The sequence below is a fragment of the Thioalkalivibrio sp. ALgr3 genome, from assembly GCF_000377325.1.
Taxonomy (GTDB): Bacteria; Pseudomonadota; Gammaproteobacteria; order Ectothiorhodospirales; family Ectothiorhodospiraceae; genus Thioalkalivibrio.
The window spans coordinates 53,359-73,915 of record NZ_KB897983.1 but is presented as its reverse complement, the minus strand read 5'-3'; the positions used below and the strand labels follow the sequence as shown (position 1 = coordinate 73,915).

Annotated in this window: 19 protein-coding genes; 16 read left to right on the top strand and 3 right to left on the bottom strand. The window is 68.6% G+C overall.

Annotated features, from left to right (window positions below):
- Window positions 1–35: 35 nt before the first annotated feature.
- The 5 genes from rpsM to rplQ are packed head-to-tail and all read left to right on the top strand — an operon-like array spanning window position 36 to window position 2,885.
- Window positions 36–392, top strand: a complete 357-nt coding sequence (rpsM, locus tag C998_RS0109670; protein ID WP_018870662.1) for a 30S ribosomal protein S13 — start codon at window positions 36–38, stop codon at window positions 390–392.
- A 21-nt stretch (window positions 393–413) separates the two neighbouring features.
- A complete protein-coding gene (gene rpsK, locus C998_RS0109665; RefSeq protein ID WP_018870661.1) occupies window positions 414–803 on the top strand; it encodes a 30S ribosomal protein S11 in 390 nt (129 codons plus the stop codon).
- A gap of 15 nt (window positions 804–818) precedes the next feature.
- Window positions 819–1,439, top strand: a complete 621-nt coding sequence (rpsD, locus tag C998_RS0109660) for a 30S ribosomal protein S4 (protein ID WP_018870660.1) — start codon at window positions 819–821, stop codon at window positions 1,437–1,439.
- Window positions 1,440–1,469: 30 nt separating this feature from the next.
- A complete protein-coding gene (gene rpoA, locus C998_RS0109655; protein WP_018870659.1) occupies window positions 1,470–2,459 on the top strand; it encodes a DNA-directed RNA polymerase subunit alpha in 990 nt (329 codons plus the stop codon).
- Between the two features lie 42 nt (window positions 2,460–2,501).
- Window positions 2,502–2,885, top strand: coding sequence for a 50S ribosomal protein L17 (gene rplQ, locus C998_RS0109650; RefSeq protein ID WP_018870658.1), 384 nt, complete (start codon window positions 2,502–2,504; stop codon window positions 2,883–2,885).
- A gap of 101 nt (window positions 2,886–2,986) precedes the next feature.
- On the opposite strand, the gene uvrA is transcribed toward rplQ, so the two are convergent.
- Entirely contained in the window at window positions 2,987–5,839 is a 2,853-nt protein-coding gene (gene uvrA / locus C998_RS0109645) for an excinuclease ABC subunit UvrA (RefSeq protein ID WP_026279563.1), read from the bottom strand.
- A 157-nt stretch (window positions 5,840–5,996) separates the two neighbouring features.
- Here uvrA and C998_RS0109640 point away from each other — a divergent pair, with 157 nt between their 5' ends.
- The 7 genes from C998_RS0109640 (at window position 5,997) to lnt (ending at window position 13,253) form a co-directional block, all read left to right on the top strand.
- A complete protein-coding gene (locus C998_RS0109640; RefSeq protein ID WP_018870656.1) occupies window positions 5,997–7,367 on the top strand; it encodes an MFS transporter in 1,371 nt (456 codons plus the stop codon).
- Between the two features lie 114 nt (window positions 7,368–7,481).
- Complete coding sequence (gene ssb, locus C998_RS0109635) at window positions 7,482–7,979, top strand: single-stranded DNA-binding protein (protein WP_018870655.1); 498 nt, start codon at window positions 7,482–7,484, stop codon at window positions 7,977–7,979.
- Between the two features lie 31 nt (window positions 7,980–8,010).
- Complete coding sequence (miaB, locus tag C998_RS0109630) at window positions 8,011–9,363, top strand: tRNA (N6-isopentenyl adenosine(37)-C2)-methylthiotransferase MiaB (protein WP_018870654.1); 1,353 nt, start codon at window positions 8,011–8,013, stop codon at window positions 9,361–9,363.
- A gap of 7 nt (window positions 9,364–9,370) precedes the next feature.
- Window positions 9,371–10,342, top strand: a complete 972-nt coding sequence (locus tag C998_RS0109625; protein ID WP_018870653.1) for a PhoH family protein — start codon at window positions 9,371–9,373, stop codon at window positions 10,340–10,342.
- A complete protein-coding gene (ybeY, locus tag C998_RS0109620; protein ID WP_018870652.1) occupies window positions 10,332–10,838 on the top strand; it encodes an rRNA maturation RNase YbeY in 507 nt (168 codons plus the stop codon). The genes C998_RS0109625 and ybeY overlap by 11 nt, the downstream gene beginning before the upstream one ends.
- A complete protein-coding gene (locus tag C998_RS0109615; protein ID WP_018870651.1) occupies window positions 10,828–11,739 on the top strand; it encodes an HlyC/CorC family transporter in 912 nt (303 codons plus the stop codon). Before ybeY ends, C998_RS0109615 begins: the two co-directional genes overlap by 11 nt.
- On the top strand, window positions 11,739–13,253 hold the full coding sequence (gene lnt / locus C998_RS0109610; RefSeq protein WP_018870650.1) for an apolipoprotein N-acyltransferase: 1,515 nt from the start codon (window positions 11,739–11,741) through the stop codon (window positions 13,251–13,253). The genes C998_RS0109615 and lnt overlap by 1 nt, the downstream gene beginning before the upstream one ends.
- A gap of 63 nt (window positions 13,254–13,316) precedes the next feature.
- On the opposite strand, the gene C998_RS0109605 is transcribed toward lnt, so the two are convergent.
- A complete protein-coding gene (locus tag C998_RS0109605) occupies window positions 13,317–13,886 on the bottom strand; it encodes a zinc ribbon-containing protein (RefSeq protein ID WP_018870649.1) in 570 nt (189 codons plus the stop codon).
- Between the two features lie 190 nt (window positions 13,887–14,076).
- Window positions 14,077–14,919 carry a DUF2189 domain-containing protein gene (locus C998_RS0109600; protein ID WP_018870648.1) on the bottom strand — a complete coding sequence of 281 codons (843 nt, stop codon included), beginning with the start codon at window positions 14,917–14,919 and terminating at the stop codon, window positions 14,077–14,079.
- A 189-nt stretch (window positions 14,920–15,108) separates the two neighbouring features.
- On the opposite strand from C998_RS0109600, the gene leuS reads away from it, so the two are divergent.
- Genes leuS through C998_RS0109580 form a run of 4 tightly spaced genes read left to right on the top strand, consistent with a single transcriptional unit; the run spans window position 15,109 to window position 20,553 of the window.
- On the top strand, window positions 15,109–17,700 hold the full coding sequence (gene leuS, locus C998_RS0109595) for a leucine--tRNA ligase (RefSeq protein ID WP_018870647.1): 2,592 nt from the start codon (window positions 15,109–15,111) through the stop codon (window positions 17,698–17,700).
- Complete coding sequence (gene lptE / locus C998_RS0109590; RefSeq protein WP_018870646.1) at window positions 17,697–18,209, top strand: LPS assembly lipoprotein LptE; 513 nt, start codon at window positions 17,697–17,699, stop codon at window positions 18,207–18,209. Before leuS ends, lptE begins: the two co-directional genes overlap by 4 nt.
- A 1-nt stretch (window position 18,210) precedes the next feature.
- On the top strand, window positions 18,211–19,245 hold the full coding sequence (gene holA, locus C998_RS0109585; RefSeq protein ID WP_018870645.1) for a DNA polymerase III subunit delta: 1,035 nt from the start codon (window positions 18,211–18,213) through the stop codon (window positions 19,243–19,245).
- A gap of 3 nt (window positions 19,246–19,248) precedes the next feature.
- Window positions 19,249–20,553, top strand: a complete 1,305-nt coding sequence (locus C998_RS0109580; protein ID WP_018870644.1) for a glutamate-5-semialdehyde dehydrogenase — start codon at window positions 19,249–19,251, stop codon at window positions 20,551–20,553.
- Window positions 20,554–20,557: the final 4 nt, after the last annotated feature.

The following is a 20,557-nucleotide window of genomic DNA, read 5'->3' as shown; positions in this document are numbered from 1 at the left end:
TAGTCGGCTTTGCCGAATCTTGATGGAGAAGTTGGATGGCTCGCGTCGCTGGAATCAATATTCCTGATCAGAAGCATACGGTGATCGCACTGACGTCGATCTATGGCATTGGTCCCACGCGTGCCCGGCATATCTGCGATTCCGCCGGGGTGCGTCCGGAGATGAAGGTGAGGGATCTCACCGATGCCGAGGTGGATGCGCTGCGGGCCGAGGTCGACAAGTTCCCGGTTGAAGGGGACCTGCGGCGCGAGATCAGCATGAACATCAAGCGGCTGATGGATCTCGGTTGCTACCGGGGCGTGCGCCATCGTCGCGGCCTTCCGCTGCGCGGGCAGCAGACGCAGACCAACGCGCGCACCCGCAAGGGCCCGCGGCGTCCGATTCGCAAGTAACACGACTGGGAATACAGGTTAATGGCACAAGCGCAGACCCGGACCAAGAAAAAGGTCCGCAAGAACATCGCCGAGGGCGTCGCGCATGTCTATGCGACGTTCAACAACACGATCATCACCATCACCGATCGCCAGGGCAATGCGATCAGCTGGGCGACGTCCGGGGGGTCCGGCTTTCGCGGTTCACGCAAGTCGACGCCCTTTGCCGCGCAGGTGGCGGCCGAGCGCGCCGGCAATGCGGCGGCGGAGCACGGGGTGAAGAACCTGGACGTCGAGGTCCGCGGCCCGGGGCCGGGGCGCGAGTCGGCGGTGCGTGCGCTGAATAACGCGGGTTTCAAGATCACGAACATCAGTGACGTGACACCGATCCCGCACAATGGTTGCCGGCCGCCCAAGAAGCGGCGCGTCTGAGGCTGGAGTCGAATTATGGGTCGTTATATTGGACCGAAGTGCAAACTGAGTCGTCGCGAGGGTGCCGATCTCGGTCTGAAGAGCCGGGCGCGCGCACTCGAGACGAAGTGCAAGCTGGATCAGCCGCCGGGGCAGCATGGCGAACGCCGCACGCGGCTTTCGGATTATGCGGTCCAGCTGCGGGAGAAGCAGAAGCTGCGCCGGACGTACGGTGTGCAGGAAAAGCAGTTTCGTAACTACTACCACAAGGCTGCGCAACGAAAGGGTTCGACCGGCGAGAATCTCCTGAAGCTCCTCGAAGGCCGTCTGGATAACGTGGTCTATCGCATGGGCTTCGGCTCGACGCGCTCCGAAGCGCGCCAGCTGGTGGCGCATCGCGCGATTCTGGTCAATGGCCGGGTTGTGAACGTGGCGGCCTATCAGGTTCAGCCGGCGGATGTCGTCAGTGTTCGCGAGAAGGCCCGCAAGCAGGTTCGGATCCAGGATTCGATGACCCTGGCCGAGCAAAGCGGTCTGCCCGAGTGGGTGGAGGTCGACAGCAGCAAGTTCGAGGGCACCTTCAAGGCGGTGCCGGATCGTGCGGATCTGCCGGCCGACATCAACGAGTCGCTCGTCGTCGAGCTTTATTCGAAGTAACCGCCAGCGGGCATTTCGCCGGGAGCATCAATGCAAGCCAACGAACTGGTCAACAAGCAGCAGATCGAGGTCGAGTCCGAGGCGCGGAATCAGTCGCGCGTGGCGCTCGAGCCGCTGGAGCGGGGATTCGGGCACACGCTCGGCAATGCGCTGCGGCGGGTGCTGCTGTCTTCGATCCCGGGTGCGGCGATCGTCGAAGCCCGCATCGAGGGCGTGCTGCACGAGTACACGACCATTGAGGGTGTGCAGGAAGACGTCGTGGACATCCTGCTTAACCTGAAGGGTGTGGCGCTGCGCATGCATGCGCGGGATGAGTCGACGCTCACGCTGAAGAAAAAAGGGCCGTGTACCGTGACCGCCGCGGACATCCAGGTGGACCATGACGTGGAAGTGGTCAATCCGGAGCACGTAATCGCCACCATCAACAAGGACGTTGAGCTGGACATGACGCTGACGGCGCGGACGGGGGAAGGCTACGAGCCGGTCACCGCGCGCCAGAGTGGCGGGGAGACGGACGAGACCGGGATTGGTCGTCTGCAGCTGGACGCGACGTTCAGTCCGATTCGGCGTGTGGCGTATCGGGTGGAAAGCGCCCGCCTGGCCCAGCGTACGGACATGGATCGGCTGGTGCTGGAGCTGGAAACGAACGGGGCCATCGCTCCGGACGATGCCGTTCGGCAGGCAGCGACGATCCTTCAGGGGCAACTTGCGCCGTTCGTCGATCTGCAGGAAGAGGCCGCCGAAACCGCGACCGGTGGTGCCAGCGCGGTGGATCCGGTGCTGCTGCGCCCGGTGGACGAGCTGGAGCTGACGGTGCGCTCGGCGAACTGCCTGAAGGCCGAGAACCTGTACTACATCGGTGATCTGGTCCAGCGTACGGAAGTGGAACTGCTGCGTGCCCCGAATCTCGGCAAGAAGTCGCTGACCGAGATCAAGGATACGCTGGCGACCCACGGGCTGTCCCTGGGCATGCGGCTGGAAAACTGGCCGCCGCCGGGTCTGCGGGACGAGAACGAGTAATCAGTGGGCGTCACACGCCAATAGCATTCAGAGGATAGTCCAATGCGTCATCGTCATTCCGGCCGGCAGCTCGGCCGCAACAGTTCGCACCGCAAGGCCACCATGCAGGCGCTGACGAATGCGCTGTTTCGGCACGAACTGATCAAGACCACGCTGCCCAAGGCGAAGGAGCTTCGCCGGGTAGCCGAGCCGTTGATCACCCTGTCGAAGAATGACAGCGTGCATGCGCGGCGCGAGGCCTTCTCCCGCCTGCGGGACAAGGAAACCGTGGGCAAGCTGTTTACCCAGCTGGGCCCGCGGTACCAGGAACGTCCGGGGGGGTATCTGCGTATACTCAAGTGCGGCTTCCGCGCAGGAGACAATGCGCCGATGGCCTACGTGGAGCTGGTGGACCGTCCGATGCCGGACGAGGAAGAGGCAGCCTGACGCCACGTCGGCCGTCGCTGTGAGAAGAGGCCGCCCTTCGGGGCGGCCTTTTTCGTTTCCGGGGGTAGTCTGGTCCGCGGCTCGAGTCTGCGCCGTCCGCGTCAGGCAGGGGCATCCTCGGTAGCGGGCCACGGGGCGAGCATCGGGCCGAGGAAGTGGCCGGTATGGCTGGCGGGCGTGGCCGCGACGGTTTCGGGTGTTCCGGCGACGATCAGCTGCCCGCCCCCGCTGCCGCCCTCGGGTCCGATGTCGACCAGCCAGTCGGCCGTCTTGATGACGTCCAGGTTGTGTTCGATGACCACGATGGTGTTGCCGTGGTCACGCAGGCGATGCAGGACGCGAAGCAGCTGGGCGATATCCTCGAAGTGGAGACCCGTGGTGGGTTCGTCGAGGATGTAGAGCGTCTTGCCGGTGTCGCGTTTGGACAGTTCGCGGGCGAGCTTGATGCGCTGGGCTTCGCCGCCGGAGAGGGTGGTGGCGTTCTGCCCGAGCTGGATGTAGGAAAGCCCGACCTCCATCAGCATTTCGAGCTTGCGATGGATGACGGGGACCGGCTGGAAGAAGTCCAGCGCTTCTTCGACGGTCATCTCCAGGACTTCGTGGATGTTCTTCCCCTTGTAACGAACCTCGAGGGTCTCGCGGTTGTAGCGCTGGCCGCGGCATACGTCGCAGGGCACGTAGACGTCGGGGAGGAAATGCATCTCGACCTTGATGACGCCATCACCCTGGCAGGCCTCGCAGCGGCCCCCGCGCACGTTGAAGGAAAACCGGCCGGGCTTGTAACCGCGTGAACGGGCCTCGGCGGTGGCGGCGAACAGCTCCCGGATGGGGGTGAACAGGCCGGTGTAGGTCGCGGGGTTGGATCGTGGCGTGCGGCCGATCGGGCTCTGGTCGATGTCGACCACCTTGTCGATCCGTTCGAGCCCTTCGATGCGGTCGTGTTCGGCGACCGGATGCCGCGCGTTGTGCAGGGTGTTGGCGGCGGCGGGATACAGGGTGGCATTGACAAGGGTGGACTTTCCGGAGCCGGAGACCCCGGTCACGCAGGTGAACAGCCCCAGCGGGAATTCAAAGTCGCCGCCGCGCAGATTGTTGCCGCGCGCGCCGCGAACCCGAAGCGTATGGTCCGGGTCGGCGGCGTGGCGCTGTTCGGGGATCGCGATACTGCGCCGCCCGGAGAGGTAGGCGCCGGTCAGGGAATCTTCGCTGGCGGCGATCTCGGCCGGCGTGCCCGCGGCCACGACTTCGCCGCCATGGCGGCCGGCCCCGGGCCCGATGTCGAGGACATGATCGGCTTCGCGGATGGCGTCCTCGTCATGCTCCACCACGATGACCGTGTTGCCGAGGTCGCGCAGGCTGGCCAGGGTGTTGAGCAGGCGCGCGTTGTCCCGCTGGTGCAGGCCGATGGAGGGTTCGTCGAGGATGTACATCACGCCGACCAGTGCCGAGCCGATCTGCGACGCCAGGCGGATGCGCTGGGCCTCGCCACCGGAGAGGGTTTCGGCGGAACGATCCAGCGTCAGGTAGTCCAGACCGACATCCACCAGGAAACCGAGCCGGGCGGCGATCTCGCGGACGATTTTTTCCGCGATGCGTGCGAAACGCCCCGGCAGCTCGAGGTCGTCGAAGAAGGCCTGGGCGCCGGCGACGCTCATGTGCGTGATCTCCGGCAGGGTGTGGCCCTTGACGAACACGTTGCGAGCGGCGGCATTGAGACGCGTGCCATGGCACGAGGGGCAGGGCTGCTCGTTGAGATAGCGCCCCAGTTCCTCGCGCACGGCCGCCGAATCGGTCTCGCGATAACGCCGTTCGAGGTTGGGGATGATGCCCTCGAAGACCCGGTGGTCGGTGCGCAGGCGCCCGTTCGCGGCCGGGGTGCTCAGGGGGATCTCCTCGGCACCGGAGCCGTGCAGGATCACGGCCCGGACCTCCGCCGGCAGGTCCTTCCACGGCGTCTCCACATCGAAGCCGTAGTGGCGGGCCAGGCTGTTCAGGAGGCTGAAGTACCAGGCGTTGCGGCGATCCCAGCCGCGAACCGCGCCACCGGCCAGGCTGACCTCGGGCTGGGCGACCACACGCTCGGGGTCGAAGTACTGATGCACGCCCAGGCCGTCACAGGTGGGGCAGGCACCGGCGGGATTGTTGAAGGAGAACAGGCGCGGTTCCAGTTCGCGCAGCGCATAGCCGCACACCGGGCAGGCGAAGCGGGCCGAGAAGGTCATCGGTTCGCGTTCCGGCTCGTCCATCCAGGCGACCAGCGCCAGGCCGTCGGCTAGCTCGGTCGCGGTCTCGAAGGATTCGGCCAGGCGCTGCCGCAGGTCCTCGCGGACCTTGAAGCGGTCGATGACGATCTCGATGTTGTGCTTGCGTTTGGGGTCCAGCTCGGGCAGGGCGTCCAGTTCGTGGATCTCGCCGTTGATGCGCGCACGCAGATACCCGTGGGCACGCATGGATTCCAGCAGCTTGTGGTGTTCGCCCTTGCGGTCGCGCACCACCGGCGCCAGCAGCATCAGCTTTTCGCCTTCGGGCATCTCCAGTACCTGGTCGACCATCTGCGAGATGGTCTGTGCGGCCAGGGTCTCGCCGTGATCCGGACAGCGCGGCTCGCCGGCGCGGGCGAACAGCAGGCGCAGGTAGTCATAGATCTCGGTGATGGTGCCGACGGTCGAGCGGGGGTTGTGGGAGGTGCTTTTCTGCTCGATCGAGATCGCCGGGGACAGACCGTCGATCTGGTCGACATCGGGTTTTTCCATCATCGACAGGAACTGCCGCGCGTAGGTCGACAGGCTCTCGACGTAGCGTCGCTGGCCTTCGGCGAACAGGGTGTCGAAGGCCAGCGACGACTTGCCCGACCCCGAGACCCCGGTGATCACGATCAGCCGCTCGCGCGGCAGTTCGATATGCAGGTCCTTGAGGTTGTGGGTGCGGGCGCCGCGGATCTGGATGTTCTGCATCATGGGACGACGGATACTCCGGAGTCGTTGGGAAGGGCAGCCGGCGGCTGCCAGCCGGCCATGGTAACACCCGGTCACGGCCCGCCGGAGGCCCGGGGCTCTGGTAGACTCCCGTCCGCGTTCGTTCACCGGCGTGCCATTCAGGAGTCCTGACCACATGAATGCCCGCGAGTTGCGAGCCACCTCCGGACTGGCGGCCATCTACGGCGTGCGCATGGCCGGCCTGTTCCTGATCCTGCCGGTGTTCATGCTGCACGCCGACGATATCCCGGGTGCCACGCCGCTGCTCGCCGGGCTGGCGCTGGGGATCTACGGCCTGACCCAGGCGGCCCTGCAGATTCCGTTCGGTCTGCTCTCCGATCGCCTCGGCCGCAAGCCGCTCATCGCGGCCGGCCTGGGCCTGTTCGTGCTCGGCAGCCTGGTGGCGGGACTGGCGGAGGACATCCACGGGATCATCCTTGGCCGGGCCCTGCAGGGAGCGGGTGCGGTTGCCGCGGTGGTGCTGGCGCTGACCGCCGACCTGATCGCCGAGGAACGCCGGACCCGGGCGCTGGCGGTGATCGGCCTGACCATCGGGCTCACGTTCACCGTCTCGATGGCACTGGGGCCGCTGCTCGATCGCGGCGTCGGTCTTTCCGGCATTTTCCTGGTTGCGGCGGGGCTGGGGGTGCTGGCACTGCTGATCCTCCTGTTGTGGGTCCCGTCGCCGGGTCGAACGCGCCAGCATCCGGACATGGTCCCGCAATGGGGCATGCTGCCGCGGGTGCTGGCGGACCCGGAGCTCGCGCGGCTCAATGCCGGGATCTTCATCCTGCATCTGGTGCTGGCGGCCAATTTTCTGGTGCTGCCGACGTACCTGGTGGCGGGGGCCGGCCTGCCGGCGGCCGAACACTGGGCCTTCTACCTGCCGGTGTTGCTGGCCGGCTTTGCGTTGATGCTGCCGGGGGTCATCCTCGGCGAGCGGCGCAGGCGCATGCACGGCGTGCTGCTGCTGGCGATTGCCCTGCTGGTGCTCGTGCAGACCGGCCTGGCCCTGGCTTTCCATCTTGACGGCGGCGTTTGGTGGCTGGCGCTGTTGATGGTCGGCTTTTTCGCGGCCTTCAACCTGCTGGAGGCGGGGTTGCCCGCGATGGTGTCGCGCGCGGCCCCGCTGGCCCACAAGGGCACCGCGATGGGCGGGTTCGCGACCGCCCAGTTCCTCGGGATCTTTGCCGGTGGCGCGCTGGGCGGGGTGCTGCTGGGTCTGGGCGGGCCCGTGACGGTCCTGCTGGCCAGTGTGCCGGCGCTGGTGATCTGGCTCTTGCTGGCTCGCGGGGGCAGCCCGGAGCATTACGTGACCCGGACGCTCGCGGTGCCGACGGTCTGGGAGGGGCAGCCGGGGAGGCTGCTGAGTGAACTGCGCGGCTGTCCCGGCGTGGCCGAGGTCGCGCTGTCGCCGGATGCAGGCTCGGTTTATGTGCGTCTGCATCCCGATGTGCAGGCGGACGGATCGCTGCGGGAACGCCTGGAGCGCGGTCCGGCCGGGTGAAGCCCGCGCTCGCGCCGCGCGGCGACCCGCGTCACGCGGGCGGGTTCTGTTGCGCCCGTCAGCGCCTGCTACACTATCGACTCGATTAACCCGTGCCCGACACAAGGAGTTCCCATGGCCCGCGGAGTCAACAAGGCGATCATTCTCGGCAACCTCGGTGCCGACCCCGAAAAGCGCGAAACGCCCGGCGGGGCGACCGTCACCAACTTCCGCGTGGCCACCACGGAGCAGTGGACCGACAAGCAGAGCGGGGAGCGGCGCGAAAACACCGAATGGCACCGGGTCGTGATGTTCGGCCGTCTGGCCGACATCGCCGCGCAGTATCTGTCCAAGGGCTCCCAGGTGTACATCGAGGGCCGGATCCAGACCCGCAAGTGGCAGGGGCAGGACGGTCAGGATCGCTATACCACCGAGATCGTCGCCAGTGACATGCAGCTGGTCGGTGGACGCGGCGGAGGCGGTGGCGCCGGCGGTGCCGCTGCTGCCGGTGGTGGCTACGGCGGCGGTTACGACCCGGGCCCCGGTGGCGGTGGCGACGGCTTCGGGGGCGGTTCGTCCTCCCCGTCGTCCGGTCCGGGCGGCTCCTTCGATGACGATGACGTCCCGTTCTAAAAGGCACATCAGCTGAGGTGGCCGACACGCAATGACCCGCAAGATCTACATCCAGACCCACGGCTGTCAGATGAACGAGTACGACTCCGACCGCATGCTGGACGCCCTGAAGGCGGACGGCGGCGCGGAGCGTACCGAGGATCCCGAACAGGCCGATGTCCTGCTGCTGAACACCTGTTCGATCCGCGAGAAGGCCCAGGAGAAGGTCTTCTCGCTGCTGGGCCGCTGGCGCGCGATCAAGGAGCGCCGGCCGGGGATGGTGATCGGGGTCGGCGGCTGTGTGGCGAGTCAGGAGGGCGAGGCCCTGCGTCAGCGCGCGCCGTACGTGGATCTGGTGTTCGGGCCGCAGACCCTGCACCGCCTGCCGGAGATGATCCGCGAGGCGCAGCGGGCGCGGGCCCCGGTGGTGGACATCTCGTTCCCCGAGATCGAGAAGTTCGACCGCCTGCCCGAACCGCAGGCCGAGGGCCCCACGGCCTTCGTCTCGGTGATGGAGGGCTGTTCCAAGTACTGTTCGTTCTGCGTGGTGCCCTATACCCGCGGTGACGAGATCTCGCGCCCCTTCGACGACGTGATCGCCGAGGTGGTGGCGCTGGCCGAGCAGGGGGTGAAGGAGATCAACCTGCTGGGGCAGAACGTCAATGCCTATCGCGGTCCGATGGAGGACGGCGACACGGCCGATCTTGCGCTGCTGATCCACTACGTGGCGGCGGTGGACGGGATCGAGCGCATCCGCTTCACCACCTCGCATCCGGTAGAGTTCTCCGACTCTCTGATCCAGGCCTTCGCCGACGAACCCAAGCTGGTCAGCCACCTGCATCTGCCGGTGCAGAGCGGCTCCGACCGGATCCTGGCGCAGATGAAGCGCGGGCACACCATCCTCGAGTACAAGGCGAAGATCCGTCGCCTGCGCGAGGCGCGCCCGGACCTGGATCTGTCGTCGGATTTCATCGTCGGTTTCCCCGGCGAGACCGACGCCGATCACCGGGCGACCATGGACCTGATCGAGGAACTGCACTTCGATTTTTCCTTCAGCTTTATCTACAGTGCGCGTCCGGGCACGCCGGCGGCTTCGCTGCCCGACGACGTCCCCATGGCGGTGAAGAAGGCACGGCTGGCGGAGCTGCAGGCCGTCATCGAACGCCACGGCCGCGAGCGCAACGAGTCCATGGTGGGGGGGATCGAGCCGGTACTGGTGGAGGGCCCGGCGAAGCGCAATCCGGACGAGCTGGCCGGGCGCACCGCCAACAACCGCATCGTGAATTTCCCCGCCGACCCGTCCCTGATCGGGCAGATGGTGCCGGTGGAGATCACCGAGGCCCTTGCCCACTCCCTGCGCGGGCGCCGGGTGGTCGAACCCGTTGCCGCCGCCGCGACCGCCTGAACCCGGCATGGCAAACCGACTGGATTTCACCCTGGAACCGGGCGACCAGGAGACCCTGGCACGCCTGTCCGGTCCGCTGGATGCCCACCTGCGTCTGATCGAGAACCGCCTGGGCGTCGCCGTCCACAACCGGGGGCCGCGCTTCAACCTCACCGGGCCCAGCGCCGCGGTGGATGCCGCCGGTGCGCTGATCCACGATCTGCATCGCATGGCGCAGGAGGAGCCGGTCTCCCTGGAGCAGGTCCACACCGCCCTGCAGGAAGCCAATGTCGAGGCCCTGGCCGACAGCTCATCCGACACACCCGATCCGGTGCTGCGGCTGAAACGTGCCGCGATCCGCGGGCGCGGTCCGCGCCAGTCGCGGTATATCGCCGGGATCGGTCGCAACGACCTGACCTTCGGCATCGGCCCGGCAGGCACTGGCAAGACCTTCCTCGCGGTGGCCGCGGCGGTGGCCGCGCTGGAGCAGGACCGCGTCCAGCGCCTGGTACTGGTGCGCCCCGCGGTGGAGGCCGGCGAGCGCCTGGGATTCCTGCCCGGCGACCTGGCGCAGAAGATCGATCCCTACCTGCGGCCGATGTACGACGCCCTGTACGAGCTGATGGGATTCGACCAGACCGCGCGTCTGATGGAACGCCAGGTGATCGAGGTCGCGCCGCTGGCCTACATGCGCGGACGCACCCTGAACGAGGCCTTCATCATCCTCGACGAGGCGCAGAACACCACCGTCGAGCAGATGAAGATGTTCCTGACCCGCATTGGCTTCGGCTCGACCGCCGTGGTCAACGGCGATGTGACCCAGGTGGACCTGCCGCGCGGGCAGAAATCCGGGTTGTGGCATGCGATCCGCATCCTCGAGGGCGTGGAGGGCGTCGGCATCCACCACTTCCGCGGCGAGGACGTGGTCCGCCATCCGCTGGTGCAGCGCATCGTGCAGGCCTACGATGCCCACGAAGAGGAGCGTGGCGATGACGCTTGAGGTCGCGGTGCAGTATGCCGTCCCGCGGGCCGGAGTGCCCGCGGCGCGGCGTCTGCATGCCGCCGCCCGCGCGGCCTGGCGCGGCGAGGCCGCGACCGGCGTGACCCTGCGGATCGTGGATGCCGACGAGGGGCGCGAGCTGAACCGGGCCTTTCGTGGTCGTGACCGGGCCACCAACGTGCTGTCGTTCCCGGTGCCGGAGGACATGCCGCTCCCGCCGGAGGCCGGCCCGGGCGGTCTCGGCGATATCGTGCTGTGCGATCCGGTGCTGCAGCGCGAAGCGCGCGAGCAGGGCAAGCCGGTGGCCGACCATTACACCCACATGGTGGTGCACGGGATGCTGCATCTGCAGGGCTTCGATCATCAGGACGCTGACGAGGCGGCCGAGATGGAGGCCCTGGAAACCGCGATCCTGGCCGGCCTCGGACTTGCGGACCCGTACCGCGTGCCGGAGACCCGGTGCGCGGCCGGCGCACGGAGTGTTCATGGCGCCTGAGCCCGGGGCCGCCACTGGCGGGTTGTCGCTGTGGCGGCGCCTGCTGGAGCCGCTGCTGCGCCGTCTGCGGCGCGAACCGCGCAGCCGGCGGGAGCTGGTCGAGACCCTGCGCGGGGCGCAGGAACGCGAGCTGCTGGATCCCGAGGCGCTGACCATGCTGGAGGGCGTGCTCAATGTCGCCGACATGCAGGTGCGCGACATCATGATCCCGCGTGCGCAGATGGAAGTAGTGCGGCGCGATGCCCCGCTGTCGGAATTCCTGCCCGACGTGGTGGCGTCGGCCCATTCGCGCCTGCCGGTGGTTGGCGACCATCGCGACGAGGTGGTCGGGATCCTGCTGGCCAAGGACCTGCTGCGGTTCTTCGGGGATCCGGACGACGCGGCCTTCGACATGCAGGAGATCCTGCGCCCGGCGGTGTTCGTGCCCGAGAGCAAGCGCCTGAACGTACTGCTGAAGGAATTCCGCCTGAGCCGCAATCACATGGCCATCGTGGTCGATGAGTACGGCGGGGTGGCCGGGCTGGTGACCATCGAGGACGTGCTGGAGCAGATCGTCGGCGAGATCGAGGACGAGCACGATGTCGAGGACTATCTGACCCAGATCATGCAGCACCCCGGCGGTCGCTACACCATCAAGGCGCTGACCCCGCTGGACGAATTCAACGCCTATTTCCAGACGGCCTACGACGAGGATGCCTTCGACACCGTGGGCGGGCTGCTGCTGTCGCATTTTGCCCATGTGCCGCACCGCGGCGAGACCCTGCAGCTGGATGGCATGCAGTTTCGCGTGCTGCGTGCGGACAATCGCCGGCTGCACCTGGTGGAGATGCGTCTGGCCGAGCCCGCCGCAGGGCCGGCGGCGTCGTCCGGCCCCGGCGAATCCGGCACGGAGGTCCCGTGATGCGCGGCCTGCCACTGCCCGACCTGACCGGCCGCCGGGTCGGTGGCCTGTTGGCCTTGCTGGCCGGCGCGTTCGCGGTGCTGGCGTTCGCGCCGGTGGGGCTGTTCACCGCCGCGCCGCTGGCGCTGGCGGTGTGGTTCGGGCTGCTGGTGCGGGTGCAGGGGCGGCCACGGCGTGCCGCGTGGTTCGGCTGGCTGTTCGGCCTGGGATTCTTCGGCGCCGGCACGTCCTGGATCTTCAACAGTCTGCTGGTGTTCGGCCAGGCCCCGCTGGTGGTCGCCAGCGTGATCACGGTGGCCTTCGTGCTGGTGATGGCGCTGTACCCGGCATTGTTGAGTGCGCTGGCCGCGCGCTTTCTGCCGCTGCACCGAATGGAGGGCCTGCTGGCCGTGGCCGGCGGGCTGGTGCTGCTGGAACTGGCACGTTCCTGGCTGTTCTCCGGATTCCCCTGGCTGCTGTTCGGCCATGCCACGCTGGAGACGCCGCTGGCGTCCTGGCTGCCGCTGGGTGGCGAGCTGGCGGCCAGCCTGATGGTGGCACTGATCGCCGCCGGACTGGTGCTGGCGGCCGGGCGGCGTTCGCGCGGCATCGGCGTGGGTCTGGTGGCGGGCGTGGTGGTGGTCTCCGCGGCCCTGCTGCCGTTGCAGTGGACCGAGCCCGACGGCGAGCCGGTCAGCGCGACGCTGGTGCAGGGCAACATCGAGCAGGAGCGCAAATGGGCCCCGGACGGCATCCGGCACTCGCTGGAGGTGTACCGCGAGCTGACCGCGCAGGCCGAGCCGGCGGATCTGGTGGTGTGGCCGGAAACCGCGATCCCCGCGCTGACTGGCGAGGTGGCCGGGGCGCTGGAACAGGTGGCCGCGGAGCTGCCGGGCGAGGACGCGCAGCTGGTGACCGGGCTGTTCGACGGTCACCGCGACGGGGATATCCATAACGCGATCCTGACCTATCCCGGCGGCGAGGCCTATCACAAGCGTCAGCTGGTGCCGTTCGGCGAGTACATCCCGCTGCGCGAGCAGCTGGCCTGGCTCGACCGGCTGCTGATGATCCCGATGTCCGATCTGGCCCGGGGGGAGGATGACGGTCGGATCACGCTGGCGGGGCGCACCGCCGGGGCGAGCATCTGCTACGAGTCGGCCTATGCCCGGCACATCCGCGCTGCCCTGCCCGAGGCGGGCTTCCTGGTCAACGTGTCCAACGATGCGTGGTTCGGCGACAGCCTGGCCCCGGCCCAGCATCTGCAGATCGCGCGGGTGCGGGCGGTGGAGACCGGACGTCCGATGCTGCGCGCGACCAATACCGGGGTGTCCGCGCTGATCGACTTCGACGGCCGGCTGATCGACGCTTCGCCCCTGTTCGAACCGGCTACCGTGCACGGCGAGATCCGGCCACGCAGCGGCATCACCCCGGCGGCGGCGATGGGCGAGGGACCCGCGGTGCTGGCCGCACTGGTGCTGGTGGTGCTGGGCGCGGCGGTCGGTCGGCGGCGGGCCGGCGCCGAAGACCGGGACTGACCGCCGCCCCGGGTCTGCTCGACTCGGGTTCACTCGACCCGGGCTGCCCCGGCACCGCGGATCTCAGCCGGCGTCGGCCTCCGGCGGCGGTCCGCGGCGAAACGCCGTGTGGTGACACTGCGCGCAGGGCGGAATGCGGCCGACCCTTTCCATGTGCAGCGGGTGGCCGCAGTGCTTGCAGACCAGTTCGCCCGGGCCGGTGATCTCGCCGGTGTGCCACTCGCCCATCACCTGCGCGCGGGCCGTCAGCTCGGTGATCTCCACCCGGGTGCGATCGGCGATGCGCTCGAGGGCGTTCTTGATGCTGGCCTCGATCAGGCCGATGTCGATGCGCAGCCAGCTGCGCCAGTCCTCGCTGCGCGCATCGATGTAGGCACCCAGGTCCTGCAGGTCGCGCTGCAGGTACTCCATCACCTCGTGGGCCTCTTCGCGCGTCAGGTCGGTGGCATTATGTACCCGGTCGCGTGCGCCCTCGAGCGCCTGGCTGATGGCCTTGCCGGTGCGTTCCTCCAGTTTCTCGAGGTCTTCGGTGACCTCGTGCAGCATGCGGTGGTAGGCATCGCTCAGGCGCGATTCGCGTTCATGCTGGTCCTCTTCCTGCCCGCCCTCGGGATTCCTGTTCTTGTCGCTCATCGGCATCACTCCGGATTGATCGGTGCTCGGAGGTACGTTAGCACGAGCATGCCCCGAAACGGGCGCGCGGCCGGGTCTTCCTGTCGCCCGTATGCAGAACGGGGCGCAGCCCCCGCCCGGGCGTGCGCCCCGTGGAGTGATACCCCGTTACCCGCCGACGCCTCCGCGAGCGCCGGTAACGGGGCCTGCGTCAGGTCGTCGGAGCCGCCTCCTCCGGGGGTTCGACCAGGTCGCGGTAGGCGTGCCACATGGCGTAGCCCAGCCAGGGGAACACGACGATCAGGGCCAGCAGAGCGGTGGCCACCGAGACTGCGAACAGAACGGTGATCAGCGCGGCCCAGATCAGGGTGGCGGCCGGGCTGGTGCGCAGGGCCTTCAGGCTGGTGCCCATCGCCGTCATGAGTCCGGTCCGGCGGTCCAGCAGGGTCGGGATCGTGACCACCGAGAGCGCCAGAACCACGACCGCGAGAGCGGCACCGGCGACGACCAGGCCGGCCAGCGAGATCAGTCCGCTGGTGCTGCCCAGCAGGACCGGAAGGGCCTCGTGCAGCGGGCCCAGGAGTCCGGCGTGGCCGACGTTGAGGACCCCCATCCACAGCCACACGAAGGCGGTCCAGGCCAGGAAGATCGAGGCCAGCAGGGCGGCGAAGGCCCAGATGGCACCGCCGGTTGCCTCCAGCGCGCCGAAGCCCGAGCGCAGGCCGACGGTCTCGCCCCGTTCGATGCTCCGGGCCAGGCCGTTGAGGCCGGTGGCGAGGACAGGTCCGACCAGAAGGAAGCCCGTGAGGGCGGCGACCCCGGCCCACGGCCAGGACCAGAGCACACCCATGATGACGGCTCCGATCGCGGTCACCATCAGGCCGTGCAGCAGTCCGGCCGGGGCATGCCGCAGGTCGTTCCAGCCGGCACTCAGCCAGCGCAGCGGGCGGCCGGCCTCGATCCGGCGTACGCCGGGCGTCGCCTCCTCGTACCCGTGGCGGGGGCGGATTTCGGAAAGGTCGTCCGGATAACGGCGCTGGATCAGGGAGATCATGCTGCACCTCCTTCGCATCGGTCGATGCGTCAAGGGTATGTATCCTGAAGTCTAGATGGCCGTGCGCGGCGTTGCGGTTGCGCGCGACGGAACCATTCGGCAGATCCGGGACTGTCTGGAAGGGGGGCGGGGTGACTGGTATTCTGCGCGGTTCTTCGTTCGCGGCGGCAAACAGCACAGGTGAGGCCCATGCAGGAGCATTATTCCCCGGAACAGGTGGAGACCGAGGTCCAGCGTCGCTGGGACGAGACCGGCTGTTTCCGGGCGCGGGAAGATGCCGCGGGAGAACCCTTCTACTGCCTGTCGATGTTCCCGTACCCGTCGGGCAAGCTGCACATGGGGCATGTGCGCAACTACACCATCGGCGACGTGATCGCGCGGTTCCAGCGCATGCAGGGCAGGAGCGTGCTGCAGCCGATGGGCTGGGACGCCTTCGGCCTGCCGGCGGAGAACGCGGCGATGCAGAACAATGTGCCGCCGGCGACATGGACGCGCCAGAACATCGAGCAGATGCGCACCCAGCTCCAGCGCCTGGGCTTTGCCTATGACTGGTCGCGCGAGTTCGCGACCTGCGATGCCGATTATTACCGCTGGGAGCAGTGGCTGTTCGTCCGTCTGCTGAAAAAGGGACTGGTCTATCGCAAGAAGGCGACCGTGAACTGGGACCCGGTGGATCAGACCGTGCTTGCCAACGAGCAGGTGATCGAGGGGCGCGGCTGGCGCTCCGGCGCGCCGGTGGAGCGTCGCGAGATGCCGCAGTGGTTCCTGCGCATCACCGACTACGCCGACGAGCTGCTGGAGGCGCTGGACGACCTCGACGGCTGGCCGGACCAGGTGCGCACCATGCAGCGGAACTGGATCGGGCGTTCCGAGGGCGTGGAGCTGGAGTTCGCGGTGGAAGGCGGCGAGCCGCTGAACGTGTTCACCACGCGCCCGGACACCCTGTTCGGCGTCAGCTACATGGCGCTCGCGCCGGAGCATCCCACGGTGCAGGCGCTGGCGCAGAACGATCCGGAACTGGCTGGGTTCGTGGACGAGTGCGGCCAGGGCGGGGTGGCCGAGGCGGACCTGGCCACGATGGAGAAGAAGGGCCGCCCGCTGGGCTTCACCGCCCGCCACCCGCTGACCGGCGAAGACATACCGGTGTGGGTCGCCAACTTCGTGCTGATGGAATACGGCACCGGCGCGGTGATGGCGGTGCCGGCACACGACGAGCGCGACCACGAGTTCGCCACAAAATACGGCCTGCCGATCCGCCAGGTGATCGCCCCGGCCGACGGCGCAGAGTACGACGTGCAGGCCGCGGCCTTCACCGAGCCCGGCGTGCTGGTGAACTCGGGCGATTTCACCGGGCAGGACTCGGAGGCCGCGAAGGCCGCGATCGCCGATCATCTGGAGCAGGCCGGGCTCGGCCGGCGCCGGCGCAACTACCGCCTGCGCGACTGGGGCATCTCTCGCCAGCGCTACTGGGGCTGCCCGATCCCGGTGATCCACTGCGACGACTGCGGGGCGGTGCCGGTGCCGGAAGCCGACCTGCCGGTGCGCCTGCCGGAGGACGTGATCCCGGACGGTGCGGGCTCGCCGCTGGCGCGCATGCCGGAGTTCTTCGAGGCGACCTGCCCGGAATGCGGCAAGCCGGCGCGGCGCGAGACCGACACCTTCGACACCTTCTTCGAATCCAGCTGGTACTTCGCACGCTATGCCTGCGCCGACAACGACACGGCGATGCTGGACGAGCGCGCCGACCACTGGCTGCCGGTGGATCAGTACGTCGGCGGCATCGAGCATGCGGTGCTGCACCTGCTGTATGCGCGCTTCTTCCACAAGCTGCTGCGCGACGAGGGGCTGGTGGCCTCGGACGAGCCGTTCACCCGGCTGCTGACTCAGGGCATGGTGGTGGCGCCCACCTTCTACCGCGAGCGCGGCGATGGCGGGAAGGACTGGATCAACCCCGCCGACGTGGAACTGGAGCGCGCCGAGGATGGTTCGGTGAAGGCCGCACGCCATCGCGAAGACGGGCAGCCGGTGGCGATCGGCGGCATGGAGAAGATGTCCAAGTCGAAGAACAACGGCGTGGACCCGCAGGCGCTGATCGAGCGCTTCGGGGCCGACACCGCGCGGCTGTTCACCATGTTCGCCGCCCCGCCGGACCTGTCGCTGGAATGGTCGGACTCGGGCGTGGAGGGCGCGCAGCGCTTCATCCGCCGCCTGTGGCGCGCGGTGCGCGAACATGTCGGGGGCCCGGCGGCGTCGCCGCTGGATCCCGAAAACCTGTCCGAACCGGCGGCCGAGCTGCGGCGCAAGCTGCACGACACCATCGCCAAGGTCACCGACGACATCGGTCGGCGCCAGACCTTCAATACCGCGGTGGCGGCGAACATGGAGCTGCTGAACGAACTCGGACGCCTGCCGGAGGATGCCGAGGGGGCCATCGCGGTCCGCCAGGAGGTGCTCGAAGGCATCGTGCGCATGCTGGCCCCGATCATTCCGCACGTGACCCAGGTGCTGTGGGAGGCGCTGGGCCATGACGGGCTGGTGGCCGATACCCGCTGGCCGCAGGTCGACGAAGCCGCCCGTCAGGCCGCCCGCGAGACCCTGGCGGTGCAGGTCAACGGCAAGCGCCGCGCGGAGATCGCGGTACCGGCCGGCGCGGACCGCGAGAGCGTGGAGCGCATCGCGCGGGAGGACGAAAACGTCCAGCGCCATCTCGAGGGGCAGGGCATCGTGAAGGTGATCGTGGTCCCCGGACGCCTGGTGAATTTCGTGGTCAAGCCGCAATGACCCGGTTCCTGCCGCGTCTGCTGGCGGTGCTCGTGCTGACGGCCTCGCTGGCCGCCTGCGGGTTCCAGCTGCGCGGTACCGGGGGCTGGCCGGCGGAACTGGACCCGGTGGAGATCCGCGGCCTGCAGCCGCGCGACTCCCTGTACCAGGAACTGGCCCGGGGCCTGCGTGCCTCCGGGATCGAGATCGTGGACGAGCGCCCGGAAGAGCGGGGCGCGACCCTGGAGATCCGCTCGGTGGATGATTCGCGGCGCGCGCTGTCGGTGTCCGATCAGGCGCGGGTCAGCGAGTACGAACTGACCCGCAGCCTGCGCGTGCGCCTGCGCCCGGCCGATGGTGAAGCGATGGATCTCGAACCGCTGCGTGCGTCCCGCACTTACGTCTATGACGAGACCGCCGTGCTCAGCCGCTCGGAGCGCGAGGAGGACCTGCGGGCCACCATGAACCGCGATCTGGTCGCCCTGCTGCAGCGTCGGGTGCGGGCGCTGACCCGCGAGGACGGTGACTGAGATGGCTGCCGTGGATCCGGCCCGCCTCGGCCCGCTGCTGCAGAAGGGCGTGGCCCCGCTGTACATGCTGCTGGGCGAGGAACCGCTGCAGACCATCGAGGCCGCCGATGCGATCCGCGCCGCCGCGCGCGAGCAGGGCTTCGACGAGCGCACGGTGCTGGATCTGTCCGCGCAGTCGGACTGGTCGGCGCTGGACGCGGCGGTGCGCGACCGCTCGCTGTTCGCCAGCCGCTCGCTGGTCGACCTGCGCCTGCCCACCGGCAAGCCCGGGCGTGAGGGCGGCGAACGGCTGAAGGCGTACGCGGCGGCGCTGGAACCCGACATCGTGCTGCTGCTGCAGCTGCCGCGCCCGGATCGCGACATGCGCCGGGCCGCCTGGTTCAAGGCCATGGAGTCGGCCGCGGTGGTGGTGCATGCACGGCCGGTACCGCCGGATCGCCTGGGCGGCTGGATCCGCGAACGTCTGGCCCGCCACGGGTTGCGGATTACCGACGAGGCCCTGCAGCTGCTGGCCGCCCGGGTGGAGGGGAATCTGCTGGCCGCGCGCCAGGAGATCGAAAAGCTGTCGCTGGCGGGCGTGCGGGAGATCGATCTGGAGATCCTGACCGAGGCCACCGCGGATGCCGCGCGTTTCGATCTGTTCGGCCTGTCGGCGGCCGCCCTGCGCGGCGAGACCGGCCGCGCCCTGCGCATGCTGGAGGGTCTGCTGGACGAAGGTCAGCCCGAGCCGCTGATCCTGTGGGCGCTGGCGCGCGATGCACGGCTGCTGGTGCAGGCCCTGGAACGCCGGGCCGCCGGGGCGAACGACCGCGACGCCTTCCAGGGCAGCTTCGGCGACCAGCAAAAGGCCCTGCGCCTGGCGGCGGGACGCCTGGACGTGGCGCGGGCGCGTGACATCCTGTGCCTGGCCGCCCGCGTGGACCGGGTGATCAAGGGGCAGGAATCCGGCAGCCCGCGGCGGCTGTTGCTAGACTTGGTGGCCCGGATCGCCGGGCAACCGCTCACCCTTTCCGTGCCCGAACTCGAGACCGTCTGAACCATGAATGCCGTGACCGACGAAGACAACGCCATCGACGCCGACCTGTTCGAGCGCATGCAGGCCCTGGGCCGCGCCGCCCGCGCCGCCTCGCGCCACATGGCCGAGGCCGAACCGGGTGCCAAGAACGCGGCGCTGCAGGCCATCGCCGAGGGGATCGCCGAACGTCGCGCGGAGCTGGCCGAGGCCAACGAGCGCGACCTGGAGGCGGGGCGTGCCCGCGGGCTGGACGCGGCGATGCTGGACCGTCTGGCGCTGACCGATGCGCGCATCGACACCATGATCGAGGGCTGCCGCCAGGTCGCGGGTCTGCCGGACCCGGTGGGTACGATCACCGACATGGCCTATCAGCCCAGCGGGATCCAGGTGGGTCAGATGCGGGTGCCGCTGGGGGTGATCGGCATCATCTATGAATCACGTCCCAATGTGACCATCGACGCGGCGGCGCTGTGCCTGAAGTCGGGCAATGCGGCCATCCTGCGCGGTGGCTCCGAGGCGGCGCATTCCAATCGCGCGCTGGCCGGCATTATCCAGTCCGGGCTGGCGGCGGCGGGGCTGCCGCGCGAGGCGGTGCAGATCGTCGACACCACCGACCGTGCCGCGGTGGGCGCGCTGCTGCGCATGCCCGAGTACGTGGATGTGATCGTGCCACGCGGCGGCAAGGGCCTGATCGAACGTATCAGCCAGGAGTCGCGGATCCCGGTGATCAAGCACCTCGACGGGGTGTGCCACGTGTACGTGGACGCCGCGGCGGACCCGGACAAGGCGCAGGCGGTGGCGGTGAACGCCAAGACCCAGCGCTACGGGACCTGCAACACCATGGAGACCCTGCTGGTGCACGCCGACCGTGCCGAGGGTTTCCTGCCGGCGGTGGCGGCCGAACTGGACGGGCTGGGGGTCAGCCTGCGCGGCTGCGCCCGCACCTGCGCGGTGCTGGCCGACGGCGGGCCGGAGGTCGCCGAGGCTGGCGAGGAGGACTGGGCGGCCGAATACCTGGGGCCGATCCTGGCGATCCGCGTGGTCGATGATCTGGACGCGGCGATCCAGCACATCAACACCTGGGGATCGCACCACACCGACAGCATCGTGACCGAAAACTGGGGGCATGCGCGGCGCTTCCTGCGCGCGGTGGATTCCAGTTCGGTGATGGTGAATGCTTCCACCCGCTTCGCCGACGGCTTCGAGTACGGGCTGGGCGCGGAGATCGGGATCTCCACCGACAAGCTGCACGCGCGCGGGCCGGTGGGGCTGCACGGCCTGACCACCCTGAAATACATCGTGTTTGGCGACGGCCATGTGCGTGACTGAGCGC

Bases quoted from the DNA above. Each gene is read 5' to 3' on its own strand.
- rpsM (WP_018870662.1), top strand. From the start codon at position 36: ATGGCTCGCGTCGCTGGAATCAATATTCCTGATCAGAAGCATACGGTG.
- rpsK (WP_018870661.1), top strand. From the start codon at position 414: ATGGCACAAGCGCAGACCCGGACCAAGAAAAAGGTCCGCAAGAACATC.
- rpsD (WP_018870660.1), top strand. From the start codon at position 819: ATGGGTCGTTATATTGGACCGAAGTGCAAACTGAGTCGTCGCGAGGGT.
- rpoA (WP_018870659.1), top strand. From the start codon at position 1,470: ATGCAAGCCAACGAACTGGTCAACAAGCAGCAGATCGAGGTCGAGTCC.
- rplQ (WP_018870658.1), top strand. From the start codon at position 2,502: ATGCGTCATCGTCATTCCGGCCGGCAGCTCGGCCGCAACAGTTCGCAC.
- uvrA (WP_026279563.1), bottom strand. From the start codon at position 5,839: ATGCAGAACATCCAGATCCGCGGCGCCCGCACCCACAACCTCAAGGAC.
- C998_RS0109640 (WP_018870656.1), top strand. From the start codon at position 5,997: ATGAATGCCCGCGAGTTGCGAGCCACCTCCGGACTGGCGGCCATCTAC.
- ssb (WP_018870655.1), top strand. From the start codon at position 7,482: ATGGCCCGCGGAGTCAACAAGGCGATCATTCTCGGCAACCTCGGTGCC.
- miaB (WP_018870654.1), top strand. From the start codon at position 8,011: ATGACCCGCAAGATCTACATCCAGACCCACGGCTGTCAGATGAACGAG.
- C998_RS0109625 (WP_018870653.1), top strand. From the start codon at position 9,371: ATGGCAAACCGACTGGATTTCACCCTGGAACCGGGCGACCAGGAGACC.
- ybeY (WP_018870652.1), top strand. From the start codon at position 10,332: ATGACGCTTGAGGTCGCGGTGCAGTATGCCGTCCCGCGGGCCGGAGTG.
- C998_RS0109615 (WP_018870651.1), top strand. From the start codon at position 10,828: ATGGCGCCTGAGCCCGGGGCCGCCACTGGCGGGTTGTCGCTGTGGCGG.
- lnt (WP_018870650.1), top strand. From the start codon at position 11,739: ATGCGCGGCCTGCCACTGCCCGACCTGACCGGCCGCCGGGTCGGTGGC.
- C998_RS0109605 (WP_018870649.1), bottom strand. From the start codon at position 13,886: ATGAGCGACAAGAACAGGAATCCCGAGGGCGGGCAGGAAGAGGACCAG.
- C998_RS0109600 (WP_018870648.1), bottom strand. From the start codon at position 14,919: ATGATCTCCCTGATCCAGCGCCGTTATCCGGACGACCTTTCCGAAATC.
- leuS (WP_018870647.1), top strand. From the start codon at position 15,109: ATGCAGGAGCATTATTCCCCGGAACAGGTGGAGACCGAGGTCCAGCGT.
- lptE (WP_018870646.1), top strand. From the start codon at position 17,697: ATGACCCGGTTCCTGCCGCGTCTGCTGGCGGTGCTCGTGCTGACGGCC.
- holA (WP_018870645.1), top strand. From the start codon at position 18,211: ATGGCTGCCGTGGATCCGGCCCGCCTCGGCCCGCTGCTGCAGAAGGGC.
- C998_RS0109580 (WP_018870644.1), top strand. From the start codon at position 19,249: ATGAATGCCGTGACCGACGAAGACAACGCCATCGACGCCGACCTGTTC.